The organism is Acinetobacter sp. P37 (assembly GCF_057480965.1).
Genome location: NZ_JBLIYY010000016.1, coordinates 44,211 through 63,306, shown reverse-complemented (window position 1 = coordinate 63,306; position 19,096 = coordinate 44,211). Strand labels below are relative to the sequence as shown.

Sequence of the window (19,096 nt, the reverse complement as noted above, 5' to 3'; positions counted from 1 at the left end):
ACTCTCCTTTTAGAAGGCTTTGGTCACACTTAATCCTGCACTCCAATTCAAACCATCTGCGGGTTCAAAGAAGCGTCCGTTTCCATCATTGACGATCACTGAACCGACATAGTTTTCATCAAACAAATTATCTGCACGTACATAGGTTTTAACTTTCCAATCTGCTTGTTTCCATACATAACCTGCGTTGGCAGAAACCACGGTATAGCTCGACGCAGCATCACTGTTGGCATCATCGACATAGACTTTATCCATATAGCGCACATCTAGGCCGGCATTAAAGCCAATATCTGGCTGCCAATTCAGTGCGGCAAACGCTTGGTTTTTGGCAATACCCGGAATTTTCGCACCCGATCTAATAGATGACGCTTTAGGTTTCGCTGGATCTGTAGGATTCGGTATTTCTGGAACAAAAGCATCAAATGTGGCATCGATATAACTGTAACTTGCTTGCGCACTTAAATCTCGCCATAGCTGTTTATTCCACGAAAGCTCAACACCTTCACGTAAGGTTTTATCGGCATTTCTATAGGTTGCACGCCCTTCCTCTGTCCCAGCAGAAACGATGTCATCTTGAGTTTTGCTTTGGAACACCGCTGCCGTGAAATTACCCCATGCATTTTGTGATTTAAGCCCAAGCTCGTAGTTATCGCTACTGGCCGGTTTTAAATCAAAATTCATGCCGTCATCTTTAGAATAGGCCATTTCTGTAAAGGTGGGTGTTTCAAAACCCTTGGCATAACTGACATAGGCATTCAGTTGAGGCGCAATATTCCAACTTAATGCTGCTGAAGGTAAAACTTTGTCATAGTCAGTTTTACTGCTGTCATCCTTATTTAAACCCACGACATATTTATCGTCAGATTCATAATGAACATTGCTATATCGTAGCCCTGTATCTAAAGTCCAATTGGGTAAAAAATTCCACGAAGCTTGGACATAGGGGTCTAAATTCCACAAGGTGTTATTTTCATTTCGACGAATATTGCCTTTCTTGCCAAAATTTCCATTGGCATCAAAATTTTCATAGCCCTTACGGTCTTCATCCATATAATCAAAGGCAAGGCCTGCAGTAAAACGCGTATTCTGCAAGAGGTCTTTGCCTGTCCAGCGAATATCTGTTCCATAATAATCACGGCTAAAATCAATCACACCACCTGCATGGCGCGCATTATTTTGTGGATTTTTGGGGATGGACTGATACTGCACCACATCACGTTGCCCCATATATACCATTGCATTAAGTTCATGCTGATCATTCAATGGTTTTTTCCACGTCAACCCAGTTTGAGTTTGGCTAATTTCCTTACGTACATCATAAGTATTATTGGCATCATTAACTTGTTTCGGATTTTGACGCAATTGCTCCCGATTCAGACCTTGTGGGTCATCGGCATTGATATCCACATGATTCACAATCCAATTGACCTTGGAACCATCATCCAAATCCCACGTCAGTTTTGCATTGCTGAGTACCTTATTTGCAGCACTATGATCACGGTAGCCATCGGTTTCAAAATAAGAAGAACTCACGACATAGCTAGGTTCATTGGCCTGTTCTGAGCCACCTTGCAGCACAATATCAGCACGACTTTTATGATGACTGCCGCCCGAATAGCCGAGTTCGATAGAGTCTTTTCCAGTACCTTGCTTGGTTGTTGTTAAGATTGCCCCACCCGAAGAATTACCGTATAAAGAGGAAAATGGCCCACCCAATACCTCGATATGATTTAAGCTACTCATATCGATATTTGATGTCTGTCCCTGACCATCCGGCATGGTCGCAGGGATTCCATCAACATATAAACGGATACCACGCACACCAAATGTTGAACGTGCGCCAAAGCCTCGCATAGACAGTTGCAAGTCTTGTGCATAGTTTTCACGGTTATTCAGTTGTAGTCCGGGCACACCTTTTAAGGTTTCAGACAGATTCACACCTGTATTGTTATTATTTTCAGCTTGCTGTACACGGTATACCGATGCAGGTGTTTTTAACCACGTGGTGTTGGTTCGTGGTGCTTCAATGGTAATCTCAGGAAGTAAAACAGGTTCCGTAGAACCTGTTTCTGCATACAACTGTTGGCTAATACATGCCGTCAGGCAAAGTAAATGTGTCTTAAATGATGTGACGTTAAATTTACTTTGCATAGAGCACCTATTTTAACATTAGAAGATTACCTTAGAGCTTAAACCAATTAGGAAAGCATCATCAACTCGATTTGTTGAGCCTGGGTTAATCACATATTGTAAACTTGGGCGAATCATCAACCATTTCGTAGGGTTATGGCTATAGTTCAACTCGACATTATATTCTGCGCTTGCATCAAATTTCTCAGCAGAAAGTCGATCATTGACATGCACACGGTTCACGCCCAAGCCAACCATATCGTTTGGTAAACGATCGGCCAATCCAATGTATTTCAAACCCAGCTGCTGTGAGTTATCAACTTTTGTGGTGACACGATCATGCCAAGTAAAATTAGCAAAGCTATGCAAGCCACGTTTGCCTTCACCAGTAGACGTTAACTGTTGCTCAATCGCGACCCAACCACCAAAGGTACGATCTTCAGCTTCACCCGAAATAATGTCTTTTTGATTTTTTACATTATCTGCGGTGTTGTACATCGCACCAAAGCGGTAGCTCCCCGGTAAACCATTGACAAATGATTTTGGTGTCCAAACCAATTCTACGGGAATAGTTACGCCATCAGCATGATCTGTATCTAGACTCCAACCTTGACCTTCTGCTTTGGCATTACCATTGTCAGGGTTAAATTCGTAAACACCGACTTGTGCCGCAAGTTCTGGCGTTGCTTGGTATTTCACACGTCCACCCCATTGTGAAACTGGAGTATTCATCCACATAGAACCTTGCCATTTACCCATTTGCGCTGCACAAAATGCGGTGCTGGCAAAGTCACATGCCATCACGTTAAAGTCCATACCTAGACCTAAACGACCTGCTTTTACACTAATGCCTTGTTCTTTGAAATTCTTTTCAATCGAAAGCTCGGTTAAGCGGCTGTCTTGGTTACCACGGCCAAAATTGGCTTGTGCATTTGCCAATTGAGGAACATCCCCTTGCAAATCACGAACTGAGGTACTTTGACCTTGACGAGCAGTCATTACAGCACGCACAGTCACGCCATCCCAACCTGCGAGTTTTTCCATATCAAGCTGTGTACCTAACCACAATTGGCTGGCTACCGTTGCTGAATGTCCCGGATTACGACCGCCATCGGCAAGATAGGCAGCATCAGCAGCAATATTGGCCTCAAACTTCACACCTTGTTGTGCAAGTTCGGTACGTTTACCATCCCAATCCCCGAGCATGTACTGACCTTTAGTGTCGAATGCTTCTGTGGCGTGAACATGTGTCATGGCTGCTGCAACAAATGCAGGTAGAAGAGCTAGACTGTATTTTTTCATGGTAAAACCTAAATCTGGAGAGAGTCTCTAGACAAGCCACATGGCTTGAAATCTAATGTCACAAAAATTACATAATTTTTCACGTTCTATCTCAGCATTATTTTTATCATTCACAAAACTTTAATTTATCAATAATTTATTCTAAATAAATCTATTGTTATGCAATATTTTTAGTGATTATTTTTCAGTATCTTATATATTTGAAAAATTAAATTTTAAAATTCCGATCTCTTGCTTAAACTCATCATCGTGACTTATTGGTTTATTATTCTCACAATTAATAATTAATAACCTATTCATACACTCCCTTAGGCCGTGATGAAACTTGCATTCTGTAGGGCTAGACCCAATAGTATGCATAACTTGACTGATCCATTGCTTCGACCTTTATGCCTGAATTACCAGAAGTAGAAACCACTAAAACCAGTTTATTGCCATTATTGAATGAAAAGGTTCTCAAAGTTGAGGTTTTTCAGTCGAGTCTGCGTTGGCCAATTCCTGACGACATTCAAAAACTCGTCGGACAAAAGCTGCTTCAGCTCAGCCGTCGATCAAAATATATTTTGGCTGAATTTGAACAGGACAGCATGCTGTGGCATTTGGGCATGTCTGGCAGTTTTCGGATTTGTGAAGGTGATGAAGCATTACGCAAGCATGATCATCTGGTAATTCATTTTGAAGATATGCAATTGCGCTATCACGATCCACGCCGTTTTGGCTGTATTTTATGGTTAGATGCATCGTCTCAAAGCAAACTGATTGACACGCTTGGCCCTGAACCGCTGAGTGATGACTTTAATGCTGAATACTTATTCCAAAAATTTAAAAATAAGCAGACCAGTATCAAAGTATCGATCATGGACAATCATATTGTGGTTGGTGTCGGCAATATCTATGCAACGGAAAGCTTATTTAACTTAGGCATACACCCTGCGCAGCCTGCATCAAGTTTGAGTTTTGAACAAGTTGAAAAAATGGTCATCGAAATCAAACGTATTTTAAAACAGGCAATTGATTTAGGCGGTTCGACGTTACGTGATTACACCAATGCGATGGGCGAAAATGGTTATTTCCAACAAACTCTGCTCGCCTACGGACGTGCCGGTGAAATGTGCATCAACTGTGAAACCATCTTGCACAATATCAAACTAGGGCAACGTGCATCGGTGTTTTGCCCAGAGTGTCAGCCTTTAAAAAAGGTTAAAATGCTGACTAAGAAAACCGTGAAAGGAAATAACGCATGAAGTCTGCGATTGTTCGCCACATATTAGTCAAAGATAAAGAACTATGTGAGCAACTGAAAAAGAAAATCAAAGGCGGTGCGGACTTTGCCAAAATTGCAAAGCAGCATTCGACATGCCCTTCGGGTAAAAAAGGCGGTGAGCTTGGCGACATTAAAAAAGGCCAACTGGTTGGTCCAATTGATAAGGCGGTATTTACCCTACCCGAACGTGAACTGCATGGTCCGATCAAAAGCCAATTTGGCTGGCATTTATTAGAAATTAAGTTTCGGATGTAACATAGCACCCACATTGAACATGCTATAACGAGTATATCGCGAATATGTGCTTTTCATCTTAAAGCACATAATCCCAGTATTTTTTTCAATCGTTCAGAACATTGGCTGGCGGTTTTCAATCATATAATATAAATCATAGCAACCAGATAACATTGCACTAAATCAATTCTACTTAATAATAAATAAAGGACATTCCATTGGGCTATTACAACTATTTTCGTCTTGGCACTGTCGATACAACAGATTTTACAATCATTCGAGGTGAACGAAAGCATGCACTTATCCAAGCATTATATGATGATCAAGATATGAACCCTCATGGTGAAGTCCAGTTGGCACTAGATTTAGATGGGAATCGTAACGATGAATCAAAATGGTATGATGCGATACAGCAAATTAGCAAATTATCCAAAAATCACCCTTTAGTCTTATTTATATTAGGTCAACAAGCCTGCGCACCCGAATCACCTGAAGAAGCAAATGAAGTATTTACAGGCATTCGAAATGGCATTGTTTTTTCGACATCAGAACCTAAGTTTATGAAAATGACGCCTCAACAAAATTCACAATAAAAAACGGCGCTTTAAGCGCCGTTTTCACTGCTAAAGGATTAACCTTTACGTTTTAATTCATCACGAATTTCACGAAGTAATTCGATATCTTCTGGAGTCGCCTCTGGAGCTGGCTCTTCAACTTTTTGACGGCGCAATTTGTTCATCAATTTCACTAACCAGAATACGACCCATGCCAAAAGCAAGAAGTTGATTAAGATGGTTAGGAAGTTACCGTAAGCCAAAACATTAAGGCCTGCATCCTGTGCTGCTTTTAGCGTGGTTAAATTGTTTGGGTTATCGCCCAATACTAAGAACCAATTTGAATAATCAACGTCACCACCAAGGATCCAAGAAATAAAAGGCATGATAATGTCTTTTACCATTGAATCGATGATTTTACCGAAAGCACCACCAATGATGACACCTACAGCCAAGTCCATCACGTTGCCTTTTACGGCAAATTCTCTAAATTCTTGAATAATACTCATGTGATCTCCAGAAATTTTTTTCAGCTTTAATTTTGTGACGAAGTATACATTATATCTGTATAACTATTTCCACCTAATTTACTTGGTTTATATTAGATTCTAAATACCATGTATAAAAATTCACACAAAACATTTTTGATTTTGGTAATACATTCTATTAAAAAGGATTTATCAAAATTATGCATGTCGAATTAAATGAATAAAGTCATTCAATTTTTGCATTTTTACTCAAAACACCCATGCATAAAAAAACCGCTAACCTAAGTCAGCGGTTTTTTTGAAACTGTAAAATTAACCGTTACGGTTACGTTTACGTTCGTTTTCAGTCAACCAGCGTTTACGGATACGGATTGACTTAGGCGTTACTTCAACTAATTCGTCGTCTTCAATAAATTCAAGCGCTTGTTCAAGCGTAAATTCAATGTGCGGAACGAGAGTCAACGCATCATCAGTACCAGAAGCACGTACGTTAGTTAACTGTTTCGCTTTAGTTGGGTTAACAGTCATGTCGTCTGAACGTGAGTTAATACCAACGATCATACCTTCATAAACTTCTAACTGAGGTTTAGCGAATAGACGGCCACGGTCTTGTAAGCTGAATAGTGCATAGCCCAAGCAAGTACCTTGAACCATAGAAATCAACACACCGTTTTGACGTTTCGCAACAGTACCTTGTTTCATTGGACCGTAGTGCGAGAAGCTTGAAGTCATGATACCTGTACCTGAAGTCATAGTTAAGAATTCAGAACGGAAACCAATCAAACCACGTGAAGGAACTGTTGCTTCAATACGGATACGGCCTTTACCGTCAACTTCCATATTGGTCATTTCACCTTTACGGTGACCCATTTGTTCCATTACAGCGCCTTGGTGCTGCTCTTCAACGTCAAACGTTACGTTTTCGTATGGCTCTTGTTTTTCACCATCAATTTCTTTAATGATTACTTGTGGACGTGATACGCCCATTTCAAAGCCTTCACGACGCATGTTTTCAATAAGAACTGAAAGGTGAAGCTCACCACGACCAGATACTTTGAAACGGTCAGGACTGTCAGTATCTTCAACACGTAATGCTACGTTGTGAATCAATTCGCGATCTAGACGTTCACGGATATTACGTGAAGTTACGAATTTACCTTCTTTACCAGCAAACGGTGAGTTGTTTACTTGGAAAGTCATCGATACTGTAGGTTCGTCTACAGAAAGTGCAGGTAAAGCTTCAACTGCTTTTGGATCACAGATTGTGTCAGAGATATGAAGTTCATCAATACCCGTTACACAAACGATGTCACCAGCAGAAGCTGATTCAACATCGATACGCTCTAAACCATGGTAACCCATGATTTTTAAGATACGACCGTTACGTGTTTTACCGTCTTTGTCGATTACAGTTACAGGAGTGTTTAATTTCACTGAACCACGTTGAATACGACCAACACCGATAACACCTACGAAGCTGTTATAGTCAAGTGAAGACACTTGCATTTGGAATGGACCGTCAACGTCAACCGCTGGTGGTTCAACGATGTCTACAATTGTTTCGAACAATGGAGTCATGTCTTCAGCAAGTTCTTCTGGAGATGGACCAGCCACACCACGAAGACCTGAAGCATATACAACTGGGAAGTCTAACTGTTCGTCAGAACCACCAAGGTTGTCGAACAAATCGAATACTTGGTCAATTACCCAGTCTGGACGAGCGTTTGGCTTGTCGACTTTGTTAATAATTACGATTGGTTTCAAACCACGTGCGAACGCTTTTTGCGTTACGAAACGAGTTTGTGGCATTGGGCCTTCTTGAGAATCAACAAGAAGAAGTACGCAGTCAACCATTGACATTACACGTTCTACTTCACCACCGAAGTCGGCGTGTCCCGGGGTATCCACGATATTGATACGGTATTCAGTGTTAGTACGCTTGTCTAACCATTTGATTGCAGTGTTTTTTGCAAGAATGGTAATACCACGTTCACTTTCAATAGCGCCAGAATCCATTACACGTTCGATCTCGCCTGCGCGATCGCCAAGAGCACCTGATTGCTGTAAAAGTTTGTCTACAAGAGTAGTTTTACCATGGTCGACGTGCGCGATGATGGCAATGTTACGGAGAGTTTTAATATCTGACATGTGAATTCGATACGCCTAAAGTTTGAGGGCAAATTATACAGAAAAAATATAGATTTTAGTAGTGACAGTTTATTGACAATCGCATTTTTTTTGACGACTGGTACGCTTTTGGTTTTGTAAAGCTGTGTAAACAGATTAGAATAGCGCCACCTAGCCTTAATTTTCAGTGCCGCATGTCTGATTTAAACCAATCTCCCGAAGCAAAAGATCAACTCGATTTAGTCTATGGATTGAATGATCGACCAAAACCTTTTATTGCTTTTCTCGCTGCGTTCCAACATTTATTGGCCATTATTGTCCCAATTGTGACGCCGGGTCTGCTGATCTGTTTGGCACTTGGTGTGTCAAAAGAAGACACCAATATGATTCTGTCGATGTCATTGGTGATCTCTGGTATCGCAACCTTTTTACAATGTAAAAAAGTCGGTCCATTTGGTGCAGGTCTCCTGATTGTACAAGGAACCAGCTTTAACTTTATTGGTCCTATTATCGGTATTGGTTCTGCAATGGTTGCGGCAGGTACACCTGTAGAAGCAGTGATGGCATCTATCTTTGGTGTGGTGATCGCGGGTTCATTCATTGAAATGGGTGTGTCACGAATTTTACCTTGGGTGAAAAAACTGATTACCCCATTGGTAACAGGTATTGTGGTGCTATTGATTGGTCTGACTTTAATTAAAGAAGGCCTGATCAGCATGGGTGGTGGTTATCAAGCTATGGGCGATAAAACATTTGCCAATGCAGACAACCTCATCATGTCATGTACCGTTTTGGCACTGATCATTTTATTGAACCGTGTGCGTATTACATGGGTAAAAAGTTCTGCCATCCTAATTGCCTTAGTCGTGGGTTACATCCTTGCAGGCTTTATGGGTCATTTAAACTTTGATGGCTTAAAAGATGCGCCACTGGTTCAAATTCCAACACCGATGCACTTTGGCTTAAGCTTCTCTTGGAGCTTGTTTATTCCAATGGCATTTATCTACCTTGTGACATCTTTGGAAGCGATTGGCGATATTACCGCGACTTCTAAGCTTTCAAATCAAGCTGTAGATGGCCCTGAATGGATGAAGCGTATTAAAGGTGGTGTATTGGTGAATGGTGCAAACTCATTCCTTGCCGGTATCTTTAACACGTTCCCAAGTTCTGTTTTCGCGCAAAACAACGGTGTCATTCAGTTAACAGGTGTTGCAAGCCGCTATGTAGGCATTTGGATTGCTGCCCTATTGGTTATTTTAGGCTTACTTCCTGCTGTAGCAGGTGTCATTCAGGCAGTTCCACAAGCCGTGCTTGGTGGTGCTGTAATGGTCATGTTTGGTGCTGTTGCTGCCTCGGGTATTAATATCTTGTCAGGCATTCATTTAGACCGCCGCGCACTATTAATCATTGCGATTTCATTGGCATTGGGTCTAGGTGTTGCACAAGTACCACAAATCCTTGAACATCTTCCTGAATTGTTCCGTAATATCTTCAGTTCAGGCGTTGCCACTGGTGGTATCGCTGCCCTTATTTTGAATATTGTTCTTCCTGAAGTGAAGAAGTAAGTTCATTTGTCAAAGAACACTGCCTAGGTTCCGCCCTAGGCAGTGTTTTTTATGATGGAGAAATCTATGGATCTCACAAGTGAAGTCGTTATACGACAGATCGATTTATTACAAGATCGCGTGCTTTTCGTAAATGCACCGACAGATGACTTACTCAGTCAATTGAATGACAATATTAAGCCATCAATTTGGTGCTGGAATTTTAATGATTTTCAGTACTTTCAAAATCAACAGTCAAACGTCCATTTTGGTGTCGATTTTCCTGAAGGTCAGTTTGATCAAGCGGTTATTTTTGTTCCAAAATCAAAAGAACTGCTAAATTATTTATTACACAATGTCGCAAGTCATCTTGCTCAAGGTGCGTCTATTTTCCTCGTGGGTGAGAAAAAAGGCGGTGTTGAACGCGCTGCAAAACAATTACAGCCCTTTGGTAAAACCCTAAAAATTGATAGCGCGCGTCACTGCCAAATGTGGCAAGCCCTATTGGAAAAAACTGTCACACTGAAGCCACTGCAAGATTGGGTGCAAAAATATCCAGTTGAAACCCCAAATGGTGAGCTTACGATTTGCGCACTGCCTGGCGTATTTAGCCAGAACCGTTTAGATGTGGGTACGGCTACTTTATTGCCTTATTTATCACAAGTCACTTCGGGCAAAATTGCTGATTTTGGCTGTGGTGCGGGTGTCATCAGTGCTTATTTAGCCAAACTGAATCCTAAAAATCGTATTTTTGCCATGGATGTAGATGCCTTTGCACTAGCGTCTACACAAATGACATTTGAACAAAATTTGCTTGAACCTGAACAACTTGAGATTAAAGCGGTCACAGGAATCGAGGATGCACCACTATTTTTACATGCCATAGTCAGCAATCCACCCTTCCATCAAGGGATTCAAACCGACTACAATGCCAGTGAAAATCTATGCAAAACTTCGCGCAGACATTTGAAGTCTGGGGGTGAGCTTTGGATTGTTGCCAACCGATTCCTCAATTATCCGACTTTAATTGAGCAACATTACGGTCAATGTACAATCAAAGCCGACCAACAAGGATTTAAAGTCTTGTTTGCGAGCACGCAAAAAAATCTTAAGGAACAATGATGAGCGAAACTCAAAAACCAGCTCAGCTTCAGCGTAAGTTGGGTGCTCGCCATCTCAACATGATTGCAATTGGTGGATCAATTGGTACAGGTTTATTCCTTGCCTCAGGTGCAACCATTGCCAATGCAGGCCCGGGTGGCGCCCTGCTTGCATACTGCTTAATTGGTATCATGATTTACTTCTTGATGACCAGTCTAGGTGAGCTTGCAACACATAATCCAACTTCGGGTGCATTCTTTACCTACGGCACCAAATATGTCGAGGGTGGTTTCGGCTTCGCTTTGGGTTGGAACTATTGGTATAACTGGGCGATTACCGTGGCATTTGAATTGGTTGCTGTCCAATTCATTATGAAATTCTGGTTTCCAGATATTCCGGGCTTTTACTGGAGTGCGATTTTCCTCGCAATCGTCTTTGCCATTAATGCACTGACCGTAAAAGGCTTCGGTGAATCCGAATTCTTCTTCTCGCTTGTTAAAGTGCTCGCAATTGTTGCCTTTATCATTATCGGCCTGTTTATGATTGGCAAAATCATGCTGACACCGGGCGTAGAAACATTTGCCAACTGGACCAAGGGTGAAGCCCCATTTGTCGGCGGTTTATCTGCCTTGATTGGTGTGGCCATGATTGCCGGTTTCTCTTTCCAAGGGACTGAAATGGTTGGTGTGGCTGCAGGTGAATCGAAAGATCCTGAAAAGACCATTCCTATTGCCATCAAGCAAATTTTCTGGCGTATCTTGTTGTTTTATATCGTGTGTATCTTCATTATCGGCACTCTCATTGCCTATGATGACCCACGTTTATTACAAGCAGCATCTACTGAAAATATTGCACTTTCACCATTTACCTTACTGTATGAAAAAGCAGGTTTTGCTTTTGCTGCATCGGTGATGAATGCGGTGATCTTGACTGCGATTTTATCAGCGGGTAACTCTGGTATGTACTCCTCTACTCGTATGCTCTTTGATATGGCACGTAAAGGCAGTGCGCCGAAAGTCTTTGGTCGCTTAGATGCACGTGGCGTACCAATGAATGCACTTTATGCAACAACAGCGATTGCAGCACTGTGCTTCTTAACCACCTTTATCGGTGAACAAGCGGTCTTTAATTGGTTACTGAACATGTCTGGTATGTGTGGCTTTATTGTGTGGCTCGGTATTGCAGTTTCACATTATCGCTTCCGTAAAGGCTACTTGGCTCAAGGCAATAAATTAGAAGATCTTGCTTACCGTGCAAAATTCTTCCCATTTGCACCGTGGTTTGCCTTTATTTTGTGTGCCATCGTAGTCCTTGGTCAGAACTATCAAGCCGTTTTAGATGGTGAATGGTTGGCCGTTGTTTCTACCTATATTGGTATTTTCTTATTCCTTGCCATTTGGTTTGGGTATAAGTGGAAACACAAAACTACGTTGGTTTCATATCAAGAAATGGATGTAAAACCAATGAAAGTTGATCAAGAATAATGTGATCACTGAATAAAAATAAGCAGCCTAAGGGCTGCTTTTTTATAGCTAAAATCGTATCTCAATACATTCACGCTTTAACAAAATACTTATTCAATAACTTTAAAGAATGCTGTCAGATCTAAAGTCACCAACTGATAGGCTGACGCAATCATGTTAAGCAGCAAAATAAAAACGCCCAATGCAATGCATCAGGCATTTGTTCAAAATTAACCACCTTTTCAGGTTTGATTTTCAATACTTAAGAAGCATTATGCTGTTGTACAAAGGAAATAAACTCCTCTTCACTCATCACAGGTACACCCAACTTTTCAGCCTTTTCTAATTTAGAACCTGCCTTTTCACCTGCAACTACACATTTGGTTTTACCCGAAACACTACCACTGACACGTGCGCCTAAGGCTTGAAGCATTTGCGTCGCTTCATCACGCCCCATGGTACTCAATGTCCCAGTAATCACCCAACTCTCGCCATTCAGCGGCTGACGACTTGGTGCAACAGGTGCATCCCAATGAATCCCAGCTGCCAACAAACGATCAACCACTTCGAGGTTATGCGGCGCTTGGAAAAAATCGACAATCCATTCAGCGGTAATATCACCAACGTCTGGCGTTTTTTTCAAGGATTCTAGATCTGCATGACGAATCGCATCAAAGGTTTGGAAGGTATTGGCGAGCATGCGTGCCGTGGTTTCACCCACGCCTCGAATGCCAAGTGCATAAATAAATGCGCCTAGTGTCGTTTTCTTACTATTTTCAATAGAATCGATGAGGTTTTGAACCGACTTCTCGCCCATTTTTTCAATAGTCAGTAATTTTTCACGATGCGCATGCAAGCTATAAATATCAGCAACATCTTTGAGCAGATCCAAATGTAAAAGTGATTCCGCCCAACGGTCGCCTAAGCCCTCAATATCCATAGCTTTACGCGATACAAAGTGACGAATCGCCTCAATACGCTGTGCAGCACAGTACAAACCACCTGAACAACGTGCCAAGGCTTCACCTTCGGGCATCACCACTGGAGATGAGCAGACTGGGCAATATGCAGGTAACTGAACTTCTACCGTATCTACAGGACGGAATTCAGGCCATACTTTTTCCACTTTTGGAATCACATCGCCACTACGGTAGACACTGACTGTATCACCCACACGGACATCTAAACGGTGAATTTCACCAATATTATGTAGAGTGACATTGGAAACCGTTACGCCACCGACTGCAACAGGATTTAAACGTGCGACTGGAGTTAAAGTCCCTGTACGCCCCACTTGCCAATCAATATTTTCAACCGTCGTGAGCGCTGCAACTGCAGGGAATTTATATGCCGTTGCCCAGCGCGGTTCACGACTTAAAAAGCCCAGTGTTTGCTGTTGCTTCAGGCTGTTTACCTTAATCACCATGCCATCAATTTCAACGCTCAGGCTTGGACGATCAATGATCATTTGCTCATATGCAGCTTGTACGTCCTGAATGCTGTCACATATAAAGTGACGTTCACCGACAGCAAAACCAAACTGTGTCAGCCACTCAAGACTTGCAGACATGGTGGTTTGCCCATGATGTGGTTCACACTGTGCAATGCCATAGGCATAAAAAGCCAAAGGACGCGAAGCCGCAATTGCAGGATCGAGTTGACGTAAGCTTCCTGCTGCTGCATTTCGTGGATTGGCAAAGGTTTTTTCACCTTTGGCTTCATTTTCAGCATTAAGCTTTTCAAAGCCTGACTTTGGCATCAGGACTTCACCACGGACTTCAAGCAGACTTGGAATTTCAGTCTGTGTAGAAGTCAGTACTTTAGGTAAATTACGAATGGTTTTTACATTTTGGGTAATGTCTTCCCCAGTTTCACCATCACCCCGTGTCACACCACGGACTAAAATGCCATTTTCATACCAGAGAGAAATGGCCAGTCCATCAAATTTTAATTCGACATCATATTCAATTTTTTGATTCGGTAAGCGCTCTTCCGCACGACGCGCAAAGGCAAATAAATCTTCTGCATTAAACACATTACCTAATGACAACATAGGCACTGCATGGGTTACAGATTCAAACTTAGATAAGGCCTTTCCACCCACTTTTGTAGTTGGTGTATCAGGTTGTACTAAATCAGGGTATTGCTCTTCTAAAGCTTTTAATTGGTGAAAAAGTTGATCATATTCACTGTCCTCAATTTCTGGCGTGTCCATGACATAGTAGGCATGGTTATGCTTCGCCAAGAGTTGAATCAGTTGTCGCATCTGTGCAACGACAGTGGATTGTTGTGTCATACATTCACCATAAAAAAGGGCGGTTCATGCTCCGCCCTCAAATTTCATTATCTGTTGCTATTATAGAAACCCACTCGGTGAGTTTCAATCAAAGACACTTAGACTTCGATGGCTTGACCTTGACGATAATCAATCGCTTGATGACGCCAATGTTCACGCATCTGCGGTGTAAATTCTTGGTTATTTTGATCATACACAGTACCGTCAATTTCACGGGCAATTAGACGTGAAATGCTATCCATGGTATCAAAGGCATTTTGTACATCGCTGTGTGGCAGCGCCAAGAAGAAAGCCAAACCTTTTACTTCTTCAGTCGATAAAGTTTCAAGATCAAAACCTTGCGCAGCGCCATCATTATTCATTTGCAATACAGAGAATAATAACTTTGTACCTTCTTCATCATAGCGATGGAAACAGGCCATTTCGCCAAAACGCAGACCGTACTTCAGCAACACTTTTAATGCTTTTTCACCTGACAAGGCACGGCTATCCGGGAACACATTTAAGGCGATATAAGTTTCCGCAGTTGCTAAAGCACTTTCTTCATCAACAATTTTTTGTTCATGTAAATGAGCATCCAAAATACTGCTTTCTTCATCAAAATCGCTGATTTCAGCTTTTTCAATTGCGCTATTTACACTAAATTCTGGCGCTTTTTCAGCAGGAACAGCTTCAGCCTGAACGTGTGTCGCAGCAGTCGCTGCATGATTGGCATCGGCGGCTACAGATGCAACCGTTGTAGAGTCAGTTGCTTCTGTAGACAAGGTACTGTCTTCTGTCGCAGTTTGAGCGTTTTCAACTGAAATAGGATCCGTCGTAGTCGTCTCAGTCTTTGCCGTCGTCTCAGCGCTCTGCTCAGCTGCCGTTGCTTCTTGCGTTACATTCGCTTGAACAGTTTCAGTCGCTTCAACCGCTGTGACTTTTTCCTCAGCCAAAGTCGGCTCAACACGTTGCATGGTTTCAGATGTATTTAACTGATTGCGTACATGGCGCGGAATAACAGGTTGCTGACTATCAGGATCAATATGTAATTCGGTGTCAAGTGATGGCGCTGCATCTGCAGGTTTACGAAACATCATTCGAATGCCCACAACCATGATAATTACAGCGATTACAATCCCAACTATAGTGGTGATTTCCATGTTATGCCTCCGCAGCTAAACCGTATTCTTTGGCTTGCTCTATATTCACAGTCACTAATTTTGAAGTTCCTGGTTCTGGCATGGTCACACCAAGTAAGTCAGTTGCCATTGTCATAGCCAGTTTATTGTGTGTAATGTAGATAAATTGCACTTGTTCTGAAAGCTCTTTTACAAGATTACAAAATCTTCCTACATTTGCATCGTCTAAAGGTGCATCGACTTCGTCTAAAACGCAAAATGGTGCAGGATTTAGGCGGAAAATCGCAAAAACCAAAGCCAATGCGGTCAGTGCCTTTTCACCACCCGACAATAATGCCAAAGAGCTATTTCGTTTACCCGGTGGTCGTGCCATCAGTTTTACACCCGATTGCCAACCATCTTCAAGGCTTAAACTTGCTTCACCACCATTAAATACTTTCGGAAACAACTCTTGAAGTTCTGCATTGACCTTATCAAAGGTGGTCATAAACAACTTTCGCGTTTCCTGATCAATGCTTTTCATCGCAGCTTGCAGTTGCTCAACAGTCTTTTGCAAGTCATCGATTTGGTGGCTTAAATCATCGAAGCGTTTCGAAACTTCAGTATATTCTTCTGCCGCAGCCAAGTTGACTGCGCCCAATTTATCAAACTGCTGCTGTGCTTTTTCGAGTTTTTGCTGATGAGATACCACATCAATGCTTAAGCCCGTCAGCATTTCGCTGTTCATTTCTTTCAGCTGTTCAGAATAATGCTGCAAATCAGACTGCGCGGATTGCCAAGCTAGACGCTTTTCTTCCAATTGCGTACGCAATTTTTCATCTTGCTGTTGATGTGAATGGCGTTGTTCCGTCAATGTCTGTTGTTTGCTCTGAACATTATTCAGTTCAAGCTGCCAGTCATTCCAGGTTTTTTGTAAGCGTTCAGTGACTTGGGCCTGCTCTGAATACTGTGACTCAAGCGCAGGCAATTCTAACTGTACTGGATCGACAAATTTCTTCGCCTGTTCCATCTGTCCAATAATTTGCTGAGTTTGCGCTTTCAAAAAGACCGTGTCTTTTTCTAATAATTCAATCTGTTGTTTCGTCTGTACAGACTGACGACGCACGATTTCCAATTCTTGCTGACTGTGTAATGCCACTTGCTGAGCACTTTCCAGCGCTAGACTCAATTCCTCAACTTGGAATTGCAAGGTCTTATAATTGGGCAAAGCTTGCTCAAGCTTCATCGTCAGCGCATGCAAATCAATTTCCAAATCGTCTTTTTGCATGGCATCTTCTTCAAGCTGTGCTTCAAGTTGCTGTAATTGATCTTCTAACTGCTGCTTTTGTAATGCAAAAGCCTGATTGGAACTTTGTACCTTCGCAATGGCAACATCAGCATTTTGAATGTCTTTTTGCCAATTTTTTAATTGGCTATGTTGCTGTTGCAGATTTTGCTGTAAAGCTTGTACGGCATTTTGCAACTCAGGCAATTGGCCTTCTAGTTGCGTTAGCTTTGGCTGCTGCTCTGCAAGTAATTCAGTCAATTCATCTAAGCGAATACGGTGGCTCAATGCACCTTGCCCTGCTTGGCTGTCCTCATCATAATCTAGACCAATCACCCAATCTGCACCGACATGATAACCATCGAGCGTGAGTATTGACTGACCTGCGGCCAGTTTAGCCTGATGGCTCAATGCCACTGTCAATGTTTCAGCAATCGCGACCTGCTGCCAGATCGAAAGTTGAGGGGCTTCAATCCACGTCGCCAAAGCGTCTAATCCAACGATTTGTACTGCGGTGTGGTGATTGCCTTTGACCTGACGTGCAATACTGTCTTGAAAATTATCACTGTGTCCCAAGACTTGGGCACTCAGCCATCTAGACAAAAATTTTTCGACCAGTTGTGCATGCTGTTTACCTTGTGTGCTCAACTGCAACTGCTGCATTAAATGTTGACGCTGGCTTTGCTGCTTTGGACTGGCTTTAATCATCAATTGATTTAGGTTTTTTTGCTCTGACAACAACACCTGTATTTCTGACTTTAGCTGCAGCACCATATTTTTATGCTGTGCCTGCTGTTCTTGTGCAGCTGCAAGCTGTGTCTGCGTTTCGGCAATCACCTGCTCTTGTTGCACAATTTGTTGTTCGAGCTGTTGCTTATTTTGCTGATACTGCTCCAACTCATCTTGCTGCGCCTGATGCTGAATTTGACCTCGTTGCTGTTGCAGAGTCTCACGTTGTTGCTCAATACGACCAATATTTTTGGTCAATTGTTCACTCTGCGCCAACATCTGTAGCTTTTGCTGTTGCTGCTTTTCGACTTGCCCACGGCATTGTTCAAATTGTTGAACCGCTTGTTGATGCTGAGCTTTCAAATCGGCTAACTGCTGGGCCTGTTCCTGACTACTGCTTTCTTGGCGCTGTAATTGCTCAACAAATCCATCTTGCTGTTCTTGCAGCGTTTCCAGTTGTAACTCCAATAACTGTAAACGTTCTTTGGTTTGAGCTTTTTGCTTTTCAAGCTCCACCAAACTTGCCGAATTTTGTGCAAATAAACCCTGCTTTTGCTCCAGCGTCATTTTCAACTCAGACAGTTTCTTTTCCGCCTGTTGCCATTCACTTTGTAAGGGGGTGGACTGTTGAATAAGCCGTTGAAATAAAGCACTGGTGGAAGATAAGTCATGTTCTAAGGTGTTCAGCTCAGAACGCACCAGTTTGAAAGTTTCCCCAAGCTCATTCATCTGAAGCGTGTATTCTTGCTGTAAACGCATACTTTGTTCACATTGGAAAGACAGCACTTCAATTTTAATCGTGCGAATTTGGGTTTCTAATTCTTTGTATTGCACCGCCGTTTCAGACTGACGTTTTAAGGTTTTCAACTGAGACTTCAGTTCTGATGCAATGTCTTCGAGGCGTTCTAAATTTTGAGTGGTGTGTTCCAGATGCTGTAAAGTTTCACGACGACGGGCTTGATAGCGAGAAACCCCAGCGGCTTCTTCAATATACACGCGCATTTCTTCAGGTTTGGCATCGACCAAACGGTTGATCATGCCCTGTTCAATAATCGCATACGAACGTGGACCTAAACCGGTACCTAAGAAAATATCGGTAATATCACGACGGCGGCATTTGGTGCCATTGAGGAAATATTCGGATTTACCATCACGATTGACCTGACGACGAACTGCAAGCTCAGTATAGGCATTATAAGCGCCACCTAACTTGCCATAGGTATTATCAAAACGCAGCTCAACACTCGCCATCCCGACTGGTTTACGCTTTGCCGTTCCGGTAAAAATAACATCTTGCATGGTGCCACCACGCAATTGACGGGCACTGGACTCCCCCATAACCCAACGAATGGCATCAATCACATTGGATTTACCACAGCCGTTCGGTCCAACAACCGCACTACGGTTGCCTTCAAATTTTAGAGTTGTGCTATCGGCAAAAGATTTGAAGCCGGAAAGTTTTAAACTGCTTAAACGCAT

At 42.3% G+C, this 19,096-nt stretch carries 13 protein-coding genes; 6 read left to right on the top strand and 7 right to left on the bottom strand.

Features of this window, described 5'->3' with window-relative positions:
• Positions 1 to 9: 9 nt before the first annotated feature.
• Complete coding sequence (locus AC25JC_RS13860; protein WP_486924258.1) at positions 10 to 2,151, bottom strand: TonB-dependent receptor domain-containing protein; 2,142 nt, start codon at positions 2,149 to 2,151, stop codon at positions 10 to 12.
• Between the two features lie 18 nt (positions 2,152 to 2,169).
• Positions 2,170 to 3,432 carry a carbohydrate porin gene (locus AC25JC_RS13855; RefSeq protein ID WP_180078255.1) on the bottom strand — a complete coding sequence of 421 codons (1,263 nt, stop codon included), beginning with the start codon at positions 3,430 to 3,432 and terminating at the stop codon, positions 2,170 to 2,172.
• A 389-nt stretch (positions 3,433 to 3,821) separates the two neighbouring features.
• Here AC25JC_RS13855 and mutM point away from each other — a divergent pair, with 389 nt between their 5' ends.
• The 3 genes from mutM to AC25JC_RS13840 all read left to right on the top strand — a co-directional run bounded on the left by mutM (position 3,822) and on the right by AC25JC_RS13840 (position 5,523).
• Positions 3,822 to 4,676, top strand: coding sequence for a bifunctional DNA-formamidopyrimidine glycosylase/DNA-(apurinic or apyrimidinic site) lyase (gene mutM, locus AC25JC_RS13850; RefSeq protein ID WP_486924257.1), 855 nt, complete (start codon positions 3,822 to 3,824; stop codon positions 4,674 to 4,676).
• Entirely contained in the window at positions 4,673 to 4,951 is a 279-nt protein-coding gene (locus AC25JC_RS13845) for a peptidylprolyl isomerase (RefSeq protein ID WP_078192338.1), read from the top strand. Before mutM ends, AC25JC_RS13845 begins: the two co-directional genes overlap by 4 nt.
• Before the next feature lie 197 nt (positions 4,952 to 5,148).
• On the top strand, positions 5,149 to 5,523 hold the full coding sequence (locus AC25JC_RS13840; protein ID WP_005007840.1) for a hypothetical protein: 375 nt from the start codon (positions 5,149 to 5,151) through the stop codon (positions 5,521 to 5,523).
• A 38-nt stretch (positions 5,524 to 5,561) separates the two neighbouring features.
• On the opposite strand, the gene mscL is transcribed toward AC25JC_RS13840, so the two are convergent.
• Both mscL and typA read right to left on the bottom strand, forming a co-directional pair.
• The gene (mscL, locus tag AC25JC_RS13835) at positions 5,562 to 5,993 is read right to left on the bottom strand and encodes a large conductance mechanosensitive channel protein MscL (RefSeq protein WP_078192339.1); all 432 of its coding nucleotides are present in this window, start codon (positions 5,991 to 5,993) and stop codon (positions 5,562 to 5,564) included.
• A 291-nt stretch (positions 5,994 to 6,284) separates the two neighbouring features.
• Entirely contained in the window at positions 6,285 to 8,120 is a 1,836-nt protein-coding gene (gene typA, locus AC25JC_RS13830) for a translational GTPase TypA (protein ID WP_111884800.1), read from the bottom strand.
• Positions 8,121 to 8,293: 173 nt separating this feature from the next.
• Here typA and AC25JC_RS13825 point away from each other — a divergent pair, with 173 nt between their 5' ends.
• The 3 genes from AC25JC_RS13825 (at position 8,294) to AC25JC_RS13815 (ending at position 12,228) form a co-directional block, all read left to right on the top strand.
• The gene (locus AC25JC_RS13825; protein WP_078191151.1) at positions 8,294 to 9,664 is read left to right on the top strand and encodes a uracil-xanthine permease family protein; all 1,371 of its coding nucleotides are present in this window, start codon (positions 8,294 to 8,296) and stop codon (positions 9,662 to 9,664) included.
• Between the two features lie 66 nt (positions 9,665 to 9,730).
• Positions 9,731 to 10,765: a methyltransferase gene (locus AC25JC_RS13820; protein ID WP_486924256.1), complete on the top strand. Its 1,035-nt coding sequence runs from the start codon at positions 9,731 to 9,733 to the stop codon at positions 10,763 to 10,765.
• Positions 10,765 to 12,228, top strand: coding sequence for an amino acid permease (locus AC25JC_RS13815; RefSeq protein WP_486924255.1), 1,464 nt, complete (start codon positions 10,765 to 10,767; stop codon positions 12,226 to 12,228). Before AC25JC_RS13820 ends, AC25JC_RS13815 begins: the two co-directional genes overlap by 1 nt.
• A gap of 241 nt (positions 12,229 to 12,469) precedes the next feature.
• Here AC25JC_RS13815 and ligA read toward each other — a convergent pair whose 3' ends face one another.
• From ligA to smc, 3 genes are all read right to left on the bottom strand, one after another.
• Complete coding sequence (gene ligA, locus AC25JC_RS13810) at positions 12,470 to 14,503, bottom strand: NAD-dependent DNA ligase LigA (protein ID WP_486924254.1); 2,034 nt, start codon at positions 14,501 to 14,503, stop codon at positions 12,470 to 12,472.
• A gap of 98 nt (positions 14,504 to 14,601) precedes the next feature.
• Complete coding sequence (locus AC25JC_RS13805) at positions 14,602 to 15,645, bottom strand: cell division protein ZipA C-terminal FtsZ-binding domain-containing protein (RefSeq protein ID WP_486924253.1); 1,044 nt, start codon at positions 15,643 to 15,645, stop codon at positions 14,602 to 14,604.
• Position 15,646: 1 nt separating this feature from the next.
• Positions 15,647 to 19,096, bottom strand: a complete 3,450-nt coding sequence (smc, locus tag AC25JC_RS13800) for a chromosome segregation protein SMC (protein ID WP_180114658.1) — start codon at positions 19,094 to 19,096, stop codon at positions 15,647 to 15,649.

Coding starts and splice junctions, on each gene's coding strand:
- ligA (WP_486924254.1), bottom strand. CDS start 14,503: ATGACACAACAATCCACTGTCGTTGCACAGATGCGACAACTGATTCAA.
- mutM (WP_486924257.1), top strand. CDS start 3,822: ATGCCTGAATTACCAGAAGTAGAAACCACTAAAACCAGTTTATTGCCA.
- AC25JC_RS13860 (WP_486924258.1), bottom strand. CDS start 2,151: ATGCAAAGTAAATTTAACGTCACATCATTTAAGACACATTTACTTTGC.
- AC25JC_RS13855 (WP_180078255.1), bottom strand. CDS start 3,432: ATGAAAAAATACAGTCTAGCTCTTCTACCTGCATTTGTTGCAGCAGCC.
- AC25JC_RS13805 (WP_486924253.1), bottom strand. CDS start 15,645: ATGGAAATCACCACTATAGTTGGGATTGTAATCGCTGTAATTATCATG.
- mscL (WP_078192339.1), bottom strand. CDS start 5,993: ATGAGTATTATTCAAGAATTTAGAGAATTTGCCGTAAAAGGCAACGTG.
- smc (WP_180114658.1), bottom strand. CDS start 19,096: ATGCGTTTAAGCAGTTTAAAACTTTCCGGCTTCAAATCTTTTGCCGAT.
- AC25JC_RS13815 (WP_486924255.1), top strand. CDS start 10,765: ATGAGCGAAACTCAAAAACCAGCTCAGCTTCAGCGTAAGTTGGGTGCT.
- typA (WP_111884800.1), bottom strand. CDS start 8,120: ATGTCAGATATTAAAACTCTCCGTAACATTGCCATCATCGCGCACGTC.
- AC25JC_RS13845 (WP_078192338.1), top strand. CDS start 4,673: ATGAAGTCTGCGATTGTTCGCCACATATTAGTCAAAGATAAAGAACTA.
- AC25JC_RS13825 (WP_078191151.1), top strand. CDS start 8,294: ATGTCTGATTTAAACCAATCTCCCGAAGCAAAAGATCAACTCGATTTA.
- AC25JC_RS13820 (WP_486924256.1), top strand. CDS start 9,731: ATGGATCTCACAAGTGAAGTCGTTATACGACAGATCGATTTATTACAA.